Source organism: Burkholderia sp. Ax-1724 (assembly GCF_011752995.1).
In the GTDB taxonomy this organism is placed as follows: Bacteria; Pseudomonadota; Gammaproteobacteria; order Burkholderiales; family Burkholderiaceae; genus Paraburkholderia.
Genome location: NZ_VWWL01000010.1, coordinates 26058 through 39067, shown reverse-complemented (window position 1 = coordinate 39067; position 13010 = coordinate 26058). Strand labels below are relative to the sequence as shown.

General features: G+C 62.3%; 13 protein-coding genes. 4 read left to right on the top strand and 9 right to left on the bottom strand.

Annotation, left to right across the window (positions count from 1 at the left end):
* Positions 1-15: 15 nt before the first annotated feature.
* The 9 genes from F3J19_RS13495 to F3J19_RS13455 form a co-directional block, all read right to left on the bottom strand.
* Positions 16-1164 (bottom strand): porin, encoded by a 1149-nt coding sequence (locus F3J19_RS13495; protein WP_167042067.1) that lies wholly within the window; start codon positions 1162-1164, stop codon positions 16-18.
* Positions 1165-1272: 108 nt separating this feature from the next.
* Positions 1273-1581, bottom strand: coding sequence for an antibiotic biosynthesis monooxygenase (locus F3J19_RS13490; protein WP_167042065.1), 309 nt, complete (start codon positions 1579-1581; stop codon positions 1273-1275).
* A 79-nt stretch (positions 1582-1660) separates the two neighbouring features.
* The gene (locus tag F3J19_RS13485) at positions 1661-2992 is read right to left on the bottom strand and encodes an ABC transporter substrate-binding protein (RefSeq protein ID WP_275692063.1); all 1332 of its coding nucleotides are present in this window, start codon (positions 2990-2992) and stop codon (positions 1661-1663) included.
* 290 nt (positions 2993-3282) lie between these two features.
* Positions 3283-4902 (bottom strand): ABC transporter ATP-binding protein, encoded by a 1620-nt coding sequence (locus tag F3J19_RS13480; protein WP_240158946.1) that lies wholly within the window; start codon positions 4900-4902, stop codon positions 3283-3285.
* Positions 4903-4910: 8 nt separating this feature from the next.
* Positions 4911-5756, bottom strand: coding sequence for an ABC transporter permease (locus F3J19_RS13475; protein WP_167042059.1), 846 nt, complete (start codon positions 5754-5756; stop codon positions 4911-4913).
* Complete coding sequence (locus F3J19_RS13470; RefSeq protein ID WP_167042057.1) at positions 5753-6697, bottom strand: ABC transporter permease; 945 nt, start codon at positions 6695-6697, stop codon at positions 5753-5755. The genes F3J19_RS13475 and F3J19_RS13470 overlap by 4 nt, the downstream gene beginning before the upstream one ends.
* Positions 6697-7296, bottom strand: a complete 600-nt coding sequence (locus F3J19_RS13465) for a thiamine pyrophosphate-dependent enzyme (RefSeq protein ID WP_167042055.1) — start codon at positions 7294-7296, stop codon at positions 6697-6699. Before F3J19_RS13465 ends, F3J19_RS13470 begins: the two co-directional genes overlap by 1 nt.
* A 4-nt stretch (positions 7297-7300) precedes the next feature.
* Positions 7301-7825, bottom strand: coding sequence for a thiamine pyrophosphate-binding protein (locus F3J19_RS13460; protein ID WP_167042054.1), 525 nt, complete (start codon positions 7823-7825; stop codon positions 7301-7303).
* A gap of 1 nt (position 7826) precedes the next feature.
* Positions 7827-9491 (bottom strand): NAD(P)/FAD-dependent oxidoreductase, encoded by a 1665-nt coding sequence (locus tag F3J19_RS13455; protein WP_167042053.1) that lies wholly within the window; start codon positions 9489-9491, stop codon positions 7827-7829.
* Between the two features lie 336 nt (positions 9492-9827).
* Here F3J19_RS13455 and F3J19_RS13450 point away from each other — a divergent pair, with 336 nt between their 5' ends.
* The 4 genes from F3J19_RS13450 (at position 9828) to F3J19_RS13435 (ending at position 12981) form a co-directional block, all read left to right on the top strand.
* Positions 9828-10757 (top strand): LysR substrate-binding domain-containing protein, encoded by a 930-nt coding sequence (locus F3J19_RS13450; RefSeq protein ID WP_167042052.1) that lies wholly within the window; start codon positions 9828-9830, stop codon positions 10755-10757.
* A 230-nt stretch (positions 10758-10987) separates the two neighbouring features.
* Positions 10988-11389 carry a DoxX family protein gene (locus tag F3J19_RS13445; RefSeq protein WP_167042050.1) on the top strand — a complete coding sequence of 134 codons (402 nt, stop codon included), beginning with the start codon at positions 10988-10990 and terminating at the stop codon, positions 11387-11389.
* Positions 11386-12042 carry a TetR/AcrR family transcriptional regulator gene (locus tag F3J19_RS13440; RefSeq protein ID WP_240158932.1) on the top strand — a complete coding sequence of 219 codons (657 nt, stop codon included), beginning with the start codon at positions 11386-11388 and terminating at the stop codon, positions 12040-12042. The genes F3J19_RS13445 and F3J19_RS13440 overlap by 4 nt, the downstream gene beginning before the upstream one ends.
* 6 nt (positions 12043-12048) lie before the next feature.
* Positions 12049-12981: a hypothetical protein gene (locus F3J19_RS13435; protein WP_167042048.1), complete on the top strand. Its 933-nt coding sequence runs from the start codon at positions 12049-12051 to the stop codon at positions 12979-12981.
* Positions 12982-13010: the final 29 nt, after the last annotated feature.

Here is a 13010-nt window from a genome sequence, read left to right as displayed (position 1 = left end):
GAACGCGCCCTCCACCTAGAATCGATGAATAATCGCCACACGCGCAGCTAATTGCCGGTTCGTAGTCGACATATTGCCGACCACGCCCTGATAAAGGTCCGCGCCCTTCGCATCGCCGCTCGCCAGCTGCAATGCGACGACCCCGTACACTTCCGTGCGCTTCGACAAACTGTAGTCCGCACCGACAATGACGCGATGGTACTTCGGCACTGCGCCCGAATAATCCACGTGCCCGATCGTGTAGAGATACCCCGCGCCCAGCTTCAACGCGGGCCTGACGAAGTACGTATACGACACGTTGTAAAACTCGAAGCTCACATCGCTTTTGGTGCCGTTTGCCTGACTAAACAGGATGCGCGTATAAAGCGCCCCGATGACACCATTACCCACCTGGTAGGTCGCACCGGCCCCATACGTTTGCACGTCTTTCGGATGTCCCACGTAGCTCCATGGGCCGGTAGCACCGATGGCCGAACCCGTCGTGTTGGCAACGTAATGCCCATCGGCGAACTGGTCCGCCGGATCTTTTGCATGGAAGTAGGCCACGCCGAGTTTGAGCGGACCATAAATGTAGTTCACGCCCGCGCTCAAAACGCCTGTCGTGCCGACCTGGTCATATGCGGTGGGCGAACTGAATCCGTACACGCCGCCGAACCTGAATCCATAAACGTCACCGCTCGCGTATTTGATGCTGTTATTCGTTCGTACCGTGTTGCCGATATTGTCCATATCGCCGCTACCGTGCGTCGCCATTCCGCCCCACTGGTTTCCGTCGCCGGCGAACTGCAGGTAATCGACGATCGAATCATACTGTCGCCCGAGCGTGACGGTGCCAAAGCGATTGCTGGTGATCCCGACATAGGCGGTTCGGCCAAAAGCAAGGCCGCCCTGCCCCAAGGTTCCGTTGGTAACATTGAATCCGCTTTCCAGCTTGAAGATCGTCTTCAGGCCACCGCCCAGATCCTCGCTGCCGATGAGCCCCCACCGGCTTCCGGAAATCCCCGTCGACACGCCGTCGCGCATGGCGACGAGAGATTTGCCACCACTGTTGTTCACATAATCGATGCCGGTTTCGATAAGGCCATACAGCGTGACGGTACTTTGTGCGTAAGCATGCTGCGAGAGCAGGCATGCGAGCGCGGTTCCGAACATGATTTTCTTCATCTTCCCCTCATCGTTGTAGTTCGACCGGATTTCATCCAGACAAATCATTTAGTAATACGATTTAATGAGCGCAAATAAATAGATGCATGAATGCAATGCCGAGCCGAATCAGGTACTGCGACCGTTCCCGGCGATGCAGGCCGATTCCACGAAAAGCCCGCGGCTGACGAAGTGCCGGTAAGGCGACGGCGTGGCGGCATCGCCGGGCTTCAACTCAAGCCAGGCCCGATAGGCCGACTCCGTTTCCCAGCCCGTCACCGTCGTGATCGCCGACGCATCTTTCGGGTCCGATGTCCGGTAGCGGAACAGGAATCCATCGACCTGCGCCATCAACTTGCCGTTGCGCTCGATGCGCTCGACGGCATCGGCCTCGCGGCCCGGATGACAGAAATGATCGACAATGACAAGAAAGGCCATGCTCATCCCCAAGGTTCATGTGCGTACGGCCATCGCCCTTTACAGAGCGATGCGGAAAAGGCGGAAATCCATCGGTCTCCTAGGCAAGCCATACTTCTTCGCACAGTCGCAACCCGGCGGCTTCCGAAAAAGGATGGGGAACGACGCCTTGCACGTTCGCGGCGCGTCCGTCGAGAAAATCCACGAATACCGGAATGGTTCTGCCGTCCGCGTCCCACAGAATCTTCTGCACCTGCGCATACAGTTCGGCCCGTTTGGGTCCGTCCGGCGTGCGCCGTGCCTCCAGCGCCAGGGCATCCAGTTTCGGATTCCGGTAGCCGGTCTCCGGCTGCGGCGAATTCGACAGGCTGACACTGCGTAGTTCCAGATCCAGCGTCGCGCGCGGAAACCAGTTGGTCACGTTAAACGCCTTCTTTCCGCTGACCTGTGCGTAATAGCCTTCCGCCGGCAAGCGCGTGAGGTTGATCGGTATCCCGACCCGGCCCGCGGTTTCCTGCAGTTCCAGCGCAAAATCCGTCGCGGGCGCGCCGTAATTGACGTCCGACGTGAACAGGTTGAGCTGCCCGCTAAATCCCGACTTTTTGTAGTAGAACCGGGCCTTGTCCAGATCGAACTCGCGTTGCGGCAGATCATGGTCGTAATATCGGTCCCTGGGTCCGATCGGAAGATCATTGGCAACCTGCCCGTATCCGTTCAGTACGCGCTTGACCATCTCCGCGCGATCGACCGCATACTTGATCGCGGTGCGCAGATTGATATCGTCGAACGGCGCGCCATTGGCCATCGTGTTGATGCAGAGCTTTCGCGATGCCTTGGAATCGACCAGCTTTGCGCGAGGGTTCCGGTCGAGCAACGTGGCGGTACGTGCGTCAACCCGGTTGATGTAATGCGCGTCCCCCGAAATCAGCGCGTCCATGCGGGCGCCGGTATCCGAAATGCCGAACGTTTCGACCTCGTCCACATAAACGGTATCGGCCTTGTAGTGATTGGCAAACCGGCGCGCCACCATGCCGATACCGGGTCTGAACTCGACGAGCTCGAACGGGCCGGTGCCGACCGGACGATCCCAGTTGGCAAATCCCTCGGGAACGATGACCGTATGCGGATCACCGAGCAGCACGGGAAAGTCGGCGTTAGGCGCCTTCAGCGTCACGACGACCCGATCCACTCCGTCCTTGCGGATATCGGTGACGTCCGAGAAATACGAGCGCACCATCGACACGGAACCCGGCTGCCGATGAAGATTGAGCGAATAGACCACGTCCTCCGGAACCAGCGGCTTGCCGTTCTGGAACACCACGCCTTGTCTCAACCGGAACGACCAGACCGACATGTCGGCATTCGGGTTCCACTCGACGGCAAGATCGGGCGATGCCTGGAACTGCCTGTCCCACTTCACGAGCGGACTCATCAGCGAATAGACGCGCAGAAAGTCGAGGTTCTGGTTCATCCTCAAGGGATTGAGGGTGTCGTTGATGCTCTGCTGCGACCACGCGATGCGCAGACGGCCGCCACGCCGCGGCACGGAAGCCGCTGCCGCATCGGCATAGGTCAGCCCACCGCCGAGCGCCACGGCAACACCGGCCGCCGCCGCCCCCAGGAAACCGCGCCGCGACATTTTTCCATCGTGAGCCCATTCGCCGTTCATGCGTCTTCTGTTCTCCGTTCGAGATAGTGGCCGGGACGGCTCGCGTTCGTCCGTCATGCCGCCAGACCCGGCATGCGCTCTTTCAGCCAGTCGGTCCTGAGTTCCGGTATCGCGTTAAATAGCGCCTGCGTGTACGGGTGCTGCGGATGCGCGACCACCTCCGGCGACTGACCGGACTCCACCACCTGCCCCTGATGCATCACGTAGATCTGGTCGGCGAGTTTCGAGGCTTTCGAAACATCGTGAGTAATGAAAATGCAGGCCGTGCCGAGTTGCCTCCGCAGAGTCGACAACAACGCCAGGATGCGCGAACTGACGATCGAATCGAGCGCAGCCGTCACTTCGTCACAAACCAGCAGATCAGGCTCGGCCGCCAGCGCGCGCGCCAGGTTGGCGCGCTGTTTCTGCCCGCCGGACAATTGCGAAGGCAAGCGCTGCGCCACCTCCTCGGGCAGTTCGACGAGCCGCAGCAATTCGGCGACCCGCTTCTCGCGGGCCGCCCCCTTCAACCCGAAATACCGTTCCAGCGGCCGCCCGATTGCAGCCCCAACGGTAATGCGCGGATTCAATGCAAGGTCCGGATGTTGCAGCACCAGTTGCACGCTTCGCAGTTCCTCCATGCCGCGCCGCCGAAGCGACGGGGCAAGCGGCTTGCCATTCAGCAGCAACTCGCCGCTCGCGATAGGCAGCAACCCGGTCGCCACTCTCGCGAGCGTACTTTTGCCGGACCCCGATTCACCGACGATCGCAACGAATTCACCCCGGCGAACGGTCAGCGACACATCGTTCAGCGTCGGCTTGCCGCGGCCATACCTCGCGACCGCATGGCGGATTTCGAGTACGGGCGCGCCGGGCGCATCGGGCACATCGGGCTCACTGGAAGCCACCGGCGCCTCGGCTGTCCTGTTCGACAGCCCCGCACTCGCCGCCGCAATCAGCTCGCGCGTATAGTCGCACCGCGGTGACGTCAGCAGTTGCCGCGCCTCGCCTTCCTCGACCTTCCCGCCATGACGCAGCACGACGATCCGGTCTGCCATCTGGGCAACGACCGCCAGATCGTGGCTGATATACAGGCACGCCACCTTTTCCTGCTGGATGATGCGTTTGAGCGAAGCGAGCACCCCCAACTGCGTGGTCACGTCGATCGCCGTCGTCGGCTCGTCCAGAACCAGCAACTCCGGCCGGCACATCAGCGCCATGACGGTCATCAGGCGCTGCAACTGACCTCCGCTCAGTTCATGGGGAAACCGGCGCATCATCTCGTCCGCCGCGCCGAGCCCCATGCTTCTCGCGAGTTCCAACGCACGCCCGTATGCGACCCTGCGATTGCCCTTGCCGTGAACGGCGGTGGCCTCCATGATCTGGTCGACGATCCGGATAGCCGGATTGAAGGCGGTGGCCGCGCTCTGCGCGATATACGCCACCTTGGCGCCGCGCACGAGACGTGCCCCGCGTTGTCCTATCCGTGCAAGATCGCTGCCGCGGAACATGATCCGTCCGCTGGCAAGACGGCATCCCGCGCGGGCATAGCCTAGCGCCGCGAGCCCAATAGTCGACTTCCCGGCGCCCGATTCGCCGATCAGCGCCACCACCTCGCCCTGTTGTACCGACAGGCTGAAGTCATTCACGAGCGTACCCGACGACACCGATACGTTCAGGTTTTCGAAACGCATCAATTCGCTCATGCCAGGAACTCCGTGGAAATATCGCGCTGCGAGCGCCGCAGAAACCAGTCCACCAGTTTGTTGGCCGAAAACGTGACCGAGAAAATCGCGAGTGCGGGAAACACCGCGGCAATCGACCCCAGGCGCAATCCGGCCAGGTTCTCGCGCACCATCATTCCCCAGTCTGCGGCTGGCGGCTGTACGCCCAATCCCAGGAAGCTCACGGCACTCAGCAGCATGACCGTCGCGGCGAAGCGCACGCCGAAGTCGGTCAGCAGCGGCGGGTAGGCATTCGGGAGTGCCTCGCGAAACAGAATCCAGAAGACGCTTTCTCCGCGCAAATGCGCGAGATCGACGTAGTCGCGTGCCAGGTTGTCCAACCCCACGGCCCGGGCCACGCGATACACGCGCACGGATTCGATCAGGCCGACGGTGCAGACCAGCACCATTTCAGACGACCCGAGCGCGGAGACGCAAACCAGCGCAAACATGATCGTCGGCAGTGCCATCAGCCCGTCCATCACACGCCCGATGGCCTCGTCGATCCAGCCCTTCGCATAGGCCGAAAAAAAGCCGATCGTGATACCGACGCCGGAAGCGATCAGGTTCGCGGCAACCGCGAGCACGATGGTCGTGCGCGAACCGAAGATGATCCGCGAAAGCATGTCGCGGCCGAAATAGTCCATCCCGAGGATCGCCCCATGCTGCGGCACACCGTAAGGATCCCCGATGATCTCGCGCTGCGACCACGGTGCGATCCATGGCGCGGCGAGGGCAACCAGTATCCAGAGCACGATCACGATCAGCGGCAGTTTCGGCACGCTCCCCGTCCGTCCGCCATGGAAAATGCGCGCGATATTCATGTCCTGCTCCGCAGTCTCGGACTGCCCGCCAGTGCCAGCAGATCCGTCGCCATGTTCAGGCCGACGTAGATCGTCCCGAACACCATCGCACAGCCCTGTACCAAAGGAAGATCCCGCACCGCCACGCTGTCGATCATCAGCTTGCCCATGCCCGCATAGGAGAAGATCACCTCCACCACCACGACCCCGCTGACGAGGTAGCCGAGACTGATACCGATCACGTTGGCGATCGGCCCGATCGCGTTCGGCAACGCGTGGCGCACGAGAATCCTCGAACGGGGAACGCCCTTGAGCAACGCCATCTCCACATACGGCGAGCCGAGCACGTTGAGGATGGAGCTGCGCGTCATGCGCGTCGTCGGCGCAAAGACCGAAATGACCAGCGTCATCACCGGCAGCGCGAGGCGCCGCAGATGCGAACCGAGCGTCACCTCGCCGAACATGTAGGAGGTCGCGGGCAACCAGCCCAACTGCACCGAGAACACGAGAATCAGAAACGCGGCGAACATGAACTCCGGTCCCGACGCGGTAATCAGGCTGGTGTTCGTAATCAGCCGGTCGGGCCAGGTTCCGGCTCGCGCCGCTGCGTAAAGACCCAGCGCCACCGCCAAAGGCAGGGCCACGAGAGCCGTCAGGCCACCGAGCAGCAACGTGGCCGGCAAGCGCGACGCAATGAGCGCCGACACGCTGCGGCCGCTTGCATAGGACTTGCCGAGATTGCCGTGCAGCGCGCCCGACACCCACGTCAGATATTGCGTGTAGAGCGGCCTGTCGAGGCCCGCGTCATGGCGAAACGCCGTGAGCGTCTGCGGCGTGGCGTCCTGCCCGAGCACCACCTCCGCCACGTCTCCCGGCAACAGATGCGTACCCGCGAAGATGAGCAGCGAGACGAACACGAGCGTGCCGATCCCGAACGCGACCCGCCGCAGCAGGACACGCATTACGCGCCAGCCGACTGCTCCGAACCGCCATGAGCGCCGCCGAACGTCCGGCGCATGGCCTGGATCTGGTCTCGCATCGACAATGTCGGCCAACTTTTGCATGCGCTTGCCCTGTCTATGTTAAGTGCGATGAAATTCGGTCCTTCGGCCTCGATCAGCGTGGCGATGCGCGCGCGCAGATCGTCGACGTCGTCGATGCGCGTGCTGTTCCTGAAGCCCGAGGCCTGCGCGAGCGCAACGAAATCGGCCGTGGCGGCACCGGGAATCGGCTGGTTGCCGGACGTTTCGTAAAGGCCGTTGTTCATCACGATCAGCGTGTAATTGCGCGCACGCGCTTCGCCGATCGTCACCAGCGTGGCCAGTTGCATCGTCACGCAACCGTCGCCGTCGACGGTCACGACACGTTTGTCCGGCGCACCGAGCGCCATGCCGAGACCCAGCGACGAGGCGCTGCCCATGCAGCCGAGCATGTCGATATGCAACGGTGCCTCGGGATCGAGCGCATGCCATACAGGCGTGGCCTGCATGGTGGCAACCGACAGATACTGGTTCTTGCGGCACACGTCCGCCAGAATCCGGATGACTTCCTCTCGCAACATATGCTCAGACTCCGGTAGGAATGGGGACAACGAGTGCCCAGGGGGACTGCTGCTGCAATGCCTGCTCGTACACGTCGGGAATCTTCCCGAGATCGGCGTCATGCCACAGCCGCAGCGACGGCACGCCCCACATGTCGAGCGTCGGTTCGAGCAGCCGCACCATGCGCTGCGGGTGCTGCTCCATCGGCGTCGCCGCCTTGTTGCCGTACTGGCCGATCAGCATGACGGTCGGCACGCCGGCGTCGAGCGAGATGCCGCGAATCGTGTTGAGGCACGCATAGAAGCCGTTGTTCTGAATCGTCAGCAGCGGCCTGTGGCCCATCGCATACAGCCCGGCATTGATGCCGATCGCTTCGTCCTCGCTGCATGCATAGACGGTCTGCAGGTCGGGCGCGGCTTCGATCGCCGCGATGAAGGTTTCCTGATACGTGTCGGGTACGATGACCACGTGCGAAATACGCGCCTGTCGCAGAACCTCGACAAGCCGTGCCGCGCTCAAGGGTGTGGGAATCTCGTGTTGATCTGTCATGTCAGCCTGCCTGCCTCGATAGTTCGCTTTCGGTGGTCATCTCGCAGTCCGCGTTACGTCTCGCGGTATCGCTGAGAATCTGGTGCGCGGCGTTGTGCCCCGGAATGCCCGAGACGAATCCGGCCGGCCAGGTGCCGGTGCCGCAGAAGTAGAGTCCGTCGACCGGCGCGCGGTAATCGGACATGCCGGCCATCGGCCGCAACGAGAACATCTGCCCGGCCAGGTTGTCGCCCTGGATCACGTTGCCTTCCAGCAGCCCGTACTCGTTCTCGAGATCGAGCGGGCTCATGTAGCGGTGATCGACGATGCTGTCCTTGATGCCCGGCATGTATTCGTCGAGCACCTTGATGCACCGGTCGCCGAACGCGTCGCGAGTGGCGGCATCCCATACGCCGTCCTTCAGTGCATAGGGCGCGTGCCAAACGTTGATACTGAGCAGATGGCGCCCCGGGGGCGCGAGGTCGGGATCGATCATCGACGGACAGAGTCCCCACATGAGCGGCCGCTCGGACGGCACGCCATGCTTCGCCTGGTCGAAGGCGCGGTCCATGTATTCGACGCTGGGCGCAATCCGGAACTGGCAACTGGCGATCTGGCGGGTTTCCTCGTCCGTCGCGCCATCGGCGACATGCGGCGGTCGATCGAGCGACAGCGCGATCTTGAACGCGGACCCTTTCATCGGAATCCGGCGCACGCGCTCCAGCGTGTTGGCGCGAATCGCACCGGCGGGCAGCAGATCGAGCAGCGTGGTCTTGGGATTGGCATTCGAGACGACGACGGGAGCCCGGAAGCACTCGCCACTCGCCGTTTCCACGCCAACGGCCGCGCCGTTCTCGACGAGAATCCGCCGCACCGCGACGTCGGTCCGGATCTCCCCGCCGGCCTCGACGACCGCGCGAGCCATCGCCGCGATGATCGCGCCCATGCCGCCCTTCGGAAAACCGGTCGAACCCCGCAGCGGCATCAACCGTGGATCGTCGGGCGAGGTCGGCTTACGTGCCGCGAGCGAAAGCGGGCGGATCAGCATGGGGACCGCGGTGCCCGGCGTGCTTGGCCCCGCCTGAACGGCCACGCAGCCGCGGATCGCGATCAGTGCCCTCGCCTCTTCCGACTGCAGCCACTCTTCCGCGAGGTCCCGGATACTGCCGAAGAAAAACTTGCCGAACGCGTCCTCCAGTTCCGGCGAATCGATCTTTGCCAGCATGTCGCGCAACGAAGGCGGCGGCTCGAACGGCGAGACGCCGAGTGCCTGGGCGAACCGGTCGACGTACGCCAGCAGACCGAAGAAGCGCTCCTCGTCTCCTTTCGCAAAGCTGGCAAGCTGCTCCCGCACGCGGTTCTGATCGCGCCAGCCGACAAAGTAACGTCCCGTGTCGAACCGCGTGAACAACGTGGGGTCGGTGGAAATGAAGCGGAGCCCATGACGCTCCAGCTGCATGTCGGCGGCAATCGTCTGTTCGAGCGAGCCCGTCGAATTGGTAATCGAAGAACGATGCCCCGGAAAGTACTCGACCGTGCCGCACGGGCCGCCGAGCGCGCGACGACGCTCCAGAACCAGCACGCGCCGCCCCGCGCGCGCCAGATAGAAAGCGCTGACGAGGCCGTTATGGCCGCCGCCGATCACGATGGCGTCATACGCAGGATGTTTGGTTGATCTTGGGGACATTATCGACATGGATTGCAGGACCTGGATTGGTTGATTCCCTGTTGATTCCTACGACGAACAAAGCCCGCGCATCCGTCGGCTCGTTCCGTACACTTCCACTGCTCACTGCGAGATTGCGGGTGCCGCGACCGGACTCATCGGCTGCAGCGTGTTCTACAGGCACCGTTGCGGCACGCAATGCACCACGCTCCTGTGCGAGGGATATCCCTGGCCGGCTCCGGCCGCGCGGCCTTCTCCATCCCCAGCGTTCCCATACAGAGAAATTGGGATGATCGTAAGGTGCGGAGTAGAATAAAAAAAGTTTAATTTTTTAATCTTTCGATTTACTTTACTTATATGGCCGAGCAACTTCCCGATGTCAAGATGACGCAGATCCGGCACTTCGTCTCGGTCGTGGAGCATGGCGGATTCAAGGCCGCCGCCGCCGCGGTATTTCGCAGCCAGCCGGCGCTCTCGCTTTCGATCCGCGAGCTCGAAACCACCTTGGGCGCCCGGCTGCTCGAACGCGGCAACCGGGTGATGCTCACCGCGTTCGGCACGCTGTTCTATCGGGAAGCGAAATCGCTCGTCGAACACTACGACCGGGCCATCCAGGCGGCGATCGACGTTGCCCAGGTTCGCCTCGGGCGGGTCAAGATCGCCGCCGTGCCGTCCATTGCGCACGAAATCCTGCCCCGCGCCATCAGCCGCTTCGTACGCTCGTATCCGACCGTCAATCTGCATGTCGAAGACGGCTCGACGATCTACGTGCATGAGCGGGTGAAATCGGGAACGGTCGACTTCGGCATCGCGAGCGAACCGGACAGCAGCTCCGGCCTCAGGTTTTCGCCGCTCCTCGCGGATGCACTCTGCGCGGTCGTCCCGGCGGGTCACCCGCTGTTCAAAAGAAAAAAGCTGAAGTGGCCACAACTGGCCGCCAGCCGGATCATCGGCAACGGCATCATGCAGGCGCTGTCGCCCGATGTCCGGGCGGCGATCGGCCAGCCGGAATCGCTGTTCATCCCCAATACCACGACGCTGCTCGCCGCGGTGGAAAACGGCGTCGGCGTCACGGTCCTGCCCTTCCTCTCGAACCAGCACAACGGCGAGTCGCTCAGGTTCATCCCGCTCGAATCTCCACGCGTGGAGCGACTGGTCGGCATCGTGGAACCCGAGGACAAGTCGCCCAGCCCGGCCGCGCTCGCGCTGCGCAACGGCATTGTCGAAGAAGTACAGGCGCTCGCTCCATGCCCCGAGGTCAGGCGTCTGCGCAGCGGCTCGGCCTGAAAAGCGTGAGCCGGGGCACTGCCTCGGTCCTTCCGTCCCGGCACTGCACTGCAAACGCCCGCGAGTAGTGCACGGCCTCTCCCTGCGAGAACCCATCCGGGTTCCCGCATTCCTTCCTCTTCGCCTGATGAGCGCTGCGCCACGGCAACCGCACGAAGCGTGTGGTCATCCATTTACCAGACTGACGAGTTCAATATATACTGCGCCCAAATCAACCACCGAGGCACGGCATGCCCTCATTTATCGCTCTGGTTCTGGAAAGTCCGATTACGCTGGTGTTCGGCCGGATACTGTTGACGACGCTCTTCTGGAGCGCGGGTATCTTCGGACTGTTTAACTTTTCTGTGATCGTCTCGGAGATGAAGGCGGTCAACCTGCCGGCGCCCGTGGGCTTCGCGGTGGCGACCATCGCCATTCAGCTGATGGGCTCCGTGCTGCTGATCGGGAATTTCAACGGCCTGGGATGGTTGGGCGCGGGCGCGCTCGGCCTGTTCACGCTACTCACGATTCCCTACGGGCACGCGTTCTGGACTTTCCCCGAACCGCGTCGAACGGAAGAACTTCACATTGCGCTGGAGCATATTTCGGTCGCGGGAGGTATGCTGATGGCCGCGATTTTGACCCTGAGATGATCGTATTTCACATGACCTCACTTCCACGTGGCCGGCCCAAGGACCTGGTGAAGCAGCAAGCGCTTCTCGATGCCGCACGCGACCTGCTTCTGGAGCACGGTGCGGACGTGACGACCAGCGCCATCGCCGCACGCGCGGGCGTGGCGAAAGCGACCCTGTTTGCGCATTTCAGCGACAAGGACGAATTGATCGATGCGGTGATACGCCGCGAGTCCGACCGCACGGCGACGGACGCCGAGCTCGCCGAAGGCCTGGCGATGGATATCGTGCCGGCGCTTCGCAAGTTCGGCATTCGCTTTACACGGTTCATCAACGAGCGCGAGTTGGCCGGATGGGATCGGCTCATCGCGACAGCGGCGAAAAGAAGCCCGGAGCTTCCGAAGCGGTTTTTCTCGAGTGGCCCCGGACGCGGGCAAGCGATTCTCGCCTCGTTGATTCAGGCGGCGATAGAAAAGGGAACGTTGAGGGATTGCGACGCGACCCAGGCGGCCGATGACCTCGCCGGACTCTGGATCGGCTTCTCCAATCTTGAAGTGAAACTGGGTGCCCGCACGCCGTTCAGCGAGGCTCAACTGCGCAAAAAAGTCGATCACGGAATCGACGTCTTTATGCGGTTCTACGGGACTGAGGATAAGCGTCGGCGGCCTGAATGACGGGACATGGCTGACGCCGCTCCGGCGATAAAGCCATCCAATCCTCAAGCTTCGCGACTCCATGCCGATACAACGGATATTGCCATCCGTTACTGGAGCAGAAGCATGGATCTCTCTATCGCGCCGACAACCGCGGCGACCGTACCCGTACAAGCTTCCGATTCGAATCTCAATTCCGTGGCATTGACCCAGCGTTCCGCGACCGCGGATGCCGCGGCTTCCGCGGCTTCCGCGGTGACCTCGATAACGGCCGTCGATCCACAGGTCACCAGCGCCCGGGTCGCCAAATATCTGGACGCCATGAGCATCAATTTCAGAACGGGCAAAGATGCCGAAGGCGTAGCCAATGCCCTCGTTTCATCGATGCAGGCATTGATCCTGCAACGTCCCGATCTCGCCAACGCTCAATTCGATTTCCAGTCCGACGACGGTTCGATCAAGGTCACGTCCGACAGCCTGAGCGACAGCGACAAGAGCTGGCTCCAGAACCTGCTCAATAGCAACAGTGCGCTGGTGCAGGCCGTCAACACCTTTCACAGCGATGCGGTAGGCGGCTACGCGGCCTGGGCGGAAGCGGACGGCACGCCGCTGACCGAAGCGCAATCCCAGGCCGTCAGCAAAAAAGCGGACGGCATGGTGAGCTTCATGCAGCTATTCCATCAGCTCGGCACCGCAGGCGCGAAAGGGATGTTCAATGATGGCGCCTACTACGCCCCGAACGGCGCAAAAATCGACCTGACGCAGAACACCGGCAACGCCGTCGGCTTCCTGAGCTTCATGCAAAGCGCGCGGGCGATGTCGAACGGCACCGACGAATACGTCGGTCCGGCCGGCCACACGCTTTACGGCGCGGCAAAATTCGACGTGTTCAACGCGAGCATGATGCCGGATTTCTACCCTTCGCTCGTTACCTCGCTCGGCGTCCACGAGGTGGCGTGATTCCTGGTTCGCTAGCGGGAGCCGCAAAG

Bases quoted from the DNA above. Each gene is read 5' to 3' on its own strand.
- F3J19_RS13460 (WP_167042054.1), bottom strand. From the start codon at position 7,825: ATGACAGATCAACACGAGATTCCCACACCCTTGAGCGCGGCACGGCTT.
- F3J19_RS13435 (WP_167042048.1), top strand. From the start codon at position 12,049: ATGGCTGACGCCGCTCCGGCGATAAAGCCATCCAATCCTCAAGCTTCG.
- F3J19_RS13480 (WP_240158946.1), bottom strand. From the start codon at position 4,902: ATGCGTTTCGAAAACCTGAACGTATCGGTGTCGTCGGGTACGCTCGTG.
- F3J19_RS13485 (WP_275692063.1), bottom strand. From the start codon at position 2,992: ATGAGTCCGCTCGTGAAGTGGGACAGGCAGTTCCAGGCATCGCCCGAT.
- F3J19_RS13490 (WP_167042065.1), bottom strand. From the start codon at position 1,581: ATGGCCTTTCTTGTCATTGTCGATCATTTCTGTCATCCGGGCCGCGAG.
- F3J19_RS13470 (WP_167042057.1), bottom strand. From the start codon at position 6,697: ATGCGTGTCCTGCTGCGGCGGGTCGCGTTCGGGATCGGCACGCTCGTG.
- F3J19_RS13495 (WP_167042067.1), bottom strand. From the start codon at position 1,164: ATGAAGAAAATCATGTTCGGAACCGCGCTCGCATGCCTGCTCTCGCAG.
- F3J19_RS13455 (WP_167042053.1), bottom strand. From the start codon at position 9,491: ATGTCCCCAAGATCAACCAAACATCCTGCGTATGACGCCATCGTGATC.
- F3J19_RS13445 (WP_167042050.1), top strand. From the start codon at position 10,988: ATGCCCTCATTTATCGCTCTGGTTCTGGAAAGTCCGATTACGCTGGTG.
- F3J19_RS13450 (WP_167042052.1), top strand. From the start codon at position 9,828: ATGGCCGAGCAACTTCCCGATGTCAAGATGACGCAGATCCGGCACTTC.
- F3J19_RS13475 (WP_167042059.1), bottom strand. From the start codon at position 5,756: ATGAATATCGCGCGCATTTTCCATGGCGGACGGACGGGGAGCGTGCCG.
- F3J19_RS13465 (WP_167042055.1), bottom strand. From the start codon at position 7,296: ATGTTGCGAGAGGAAGTCATCCGGATTCTGGCGGACGTGTGCCGCAAG.
- F3J19_RS13440 (WP_240158932.1), top strand. From the start codon at position 11,386: ATGATCGTATTTCACATGACCTCACTTCCACGTGGCCGGCCCAAGGAC.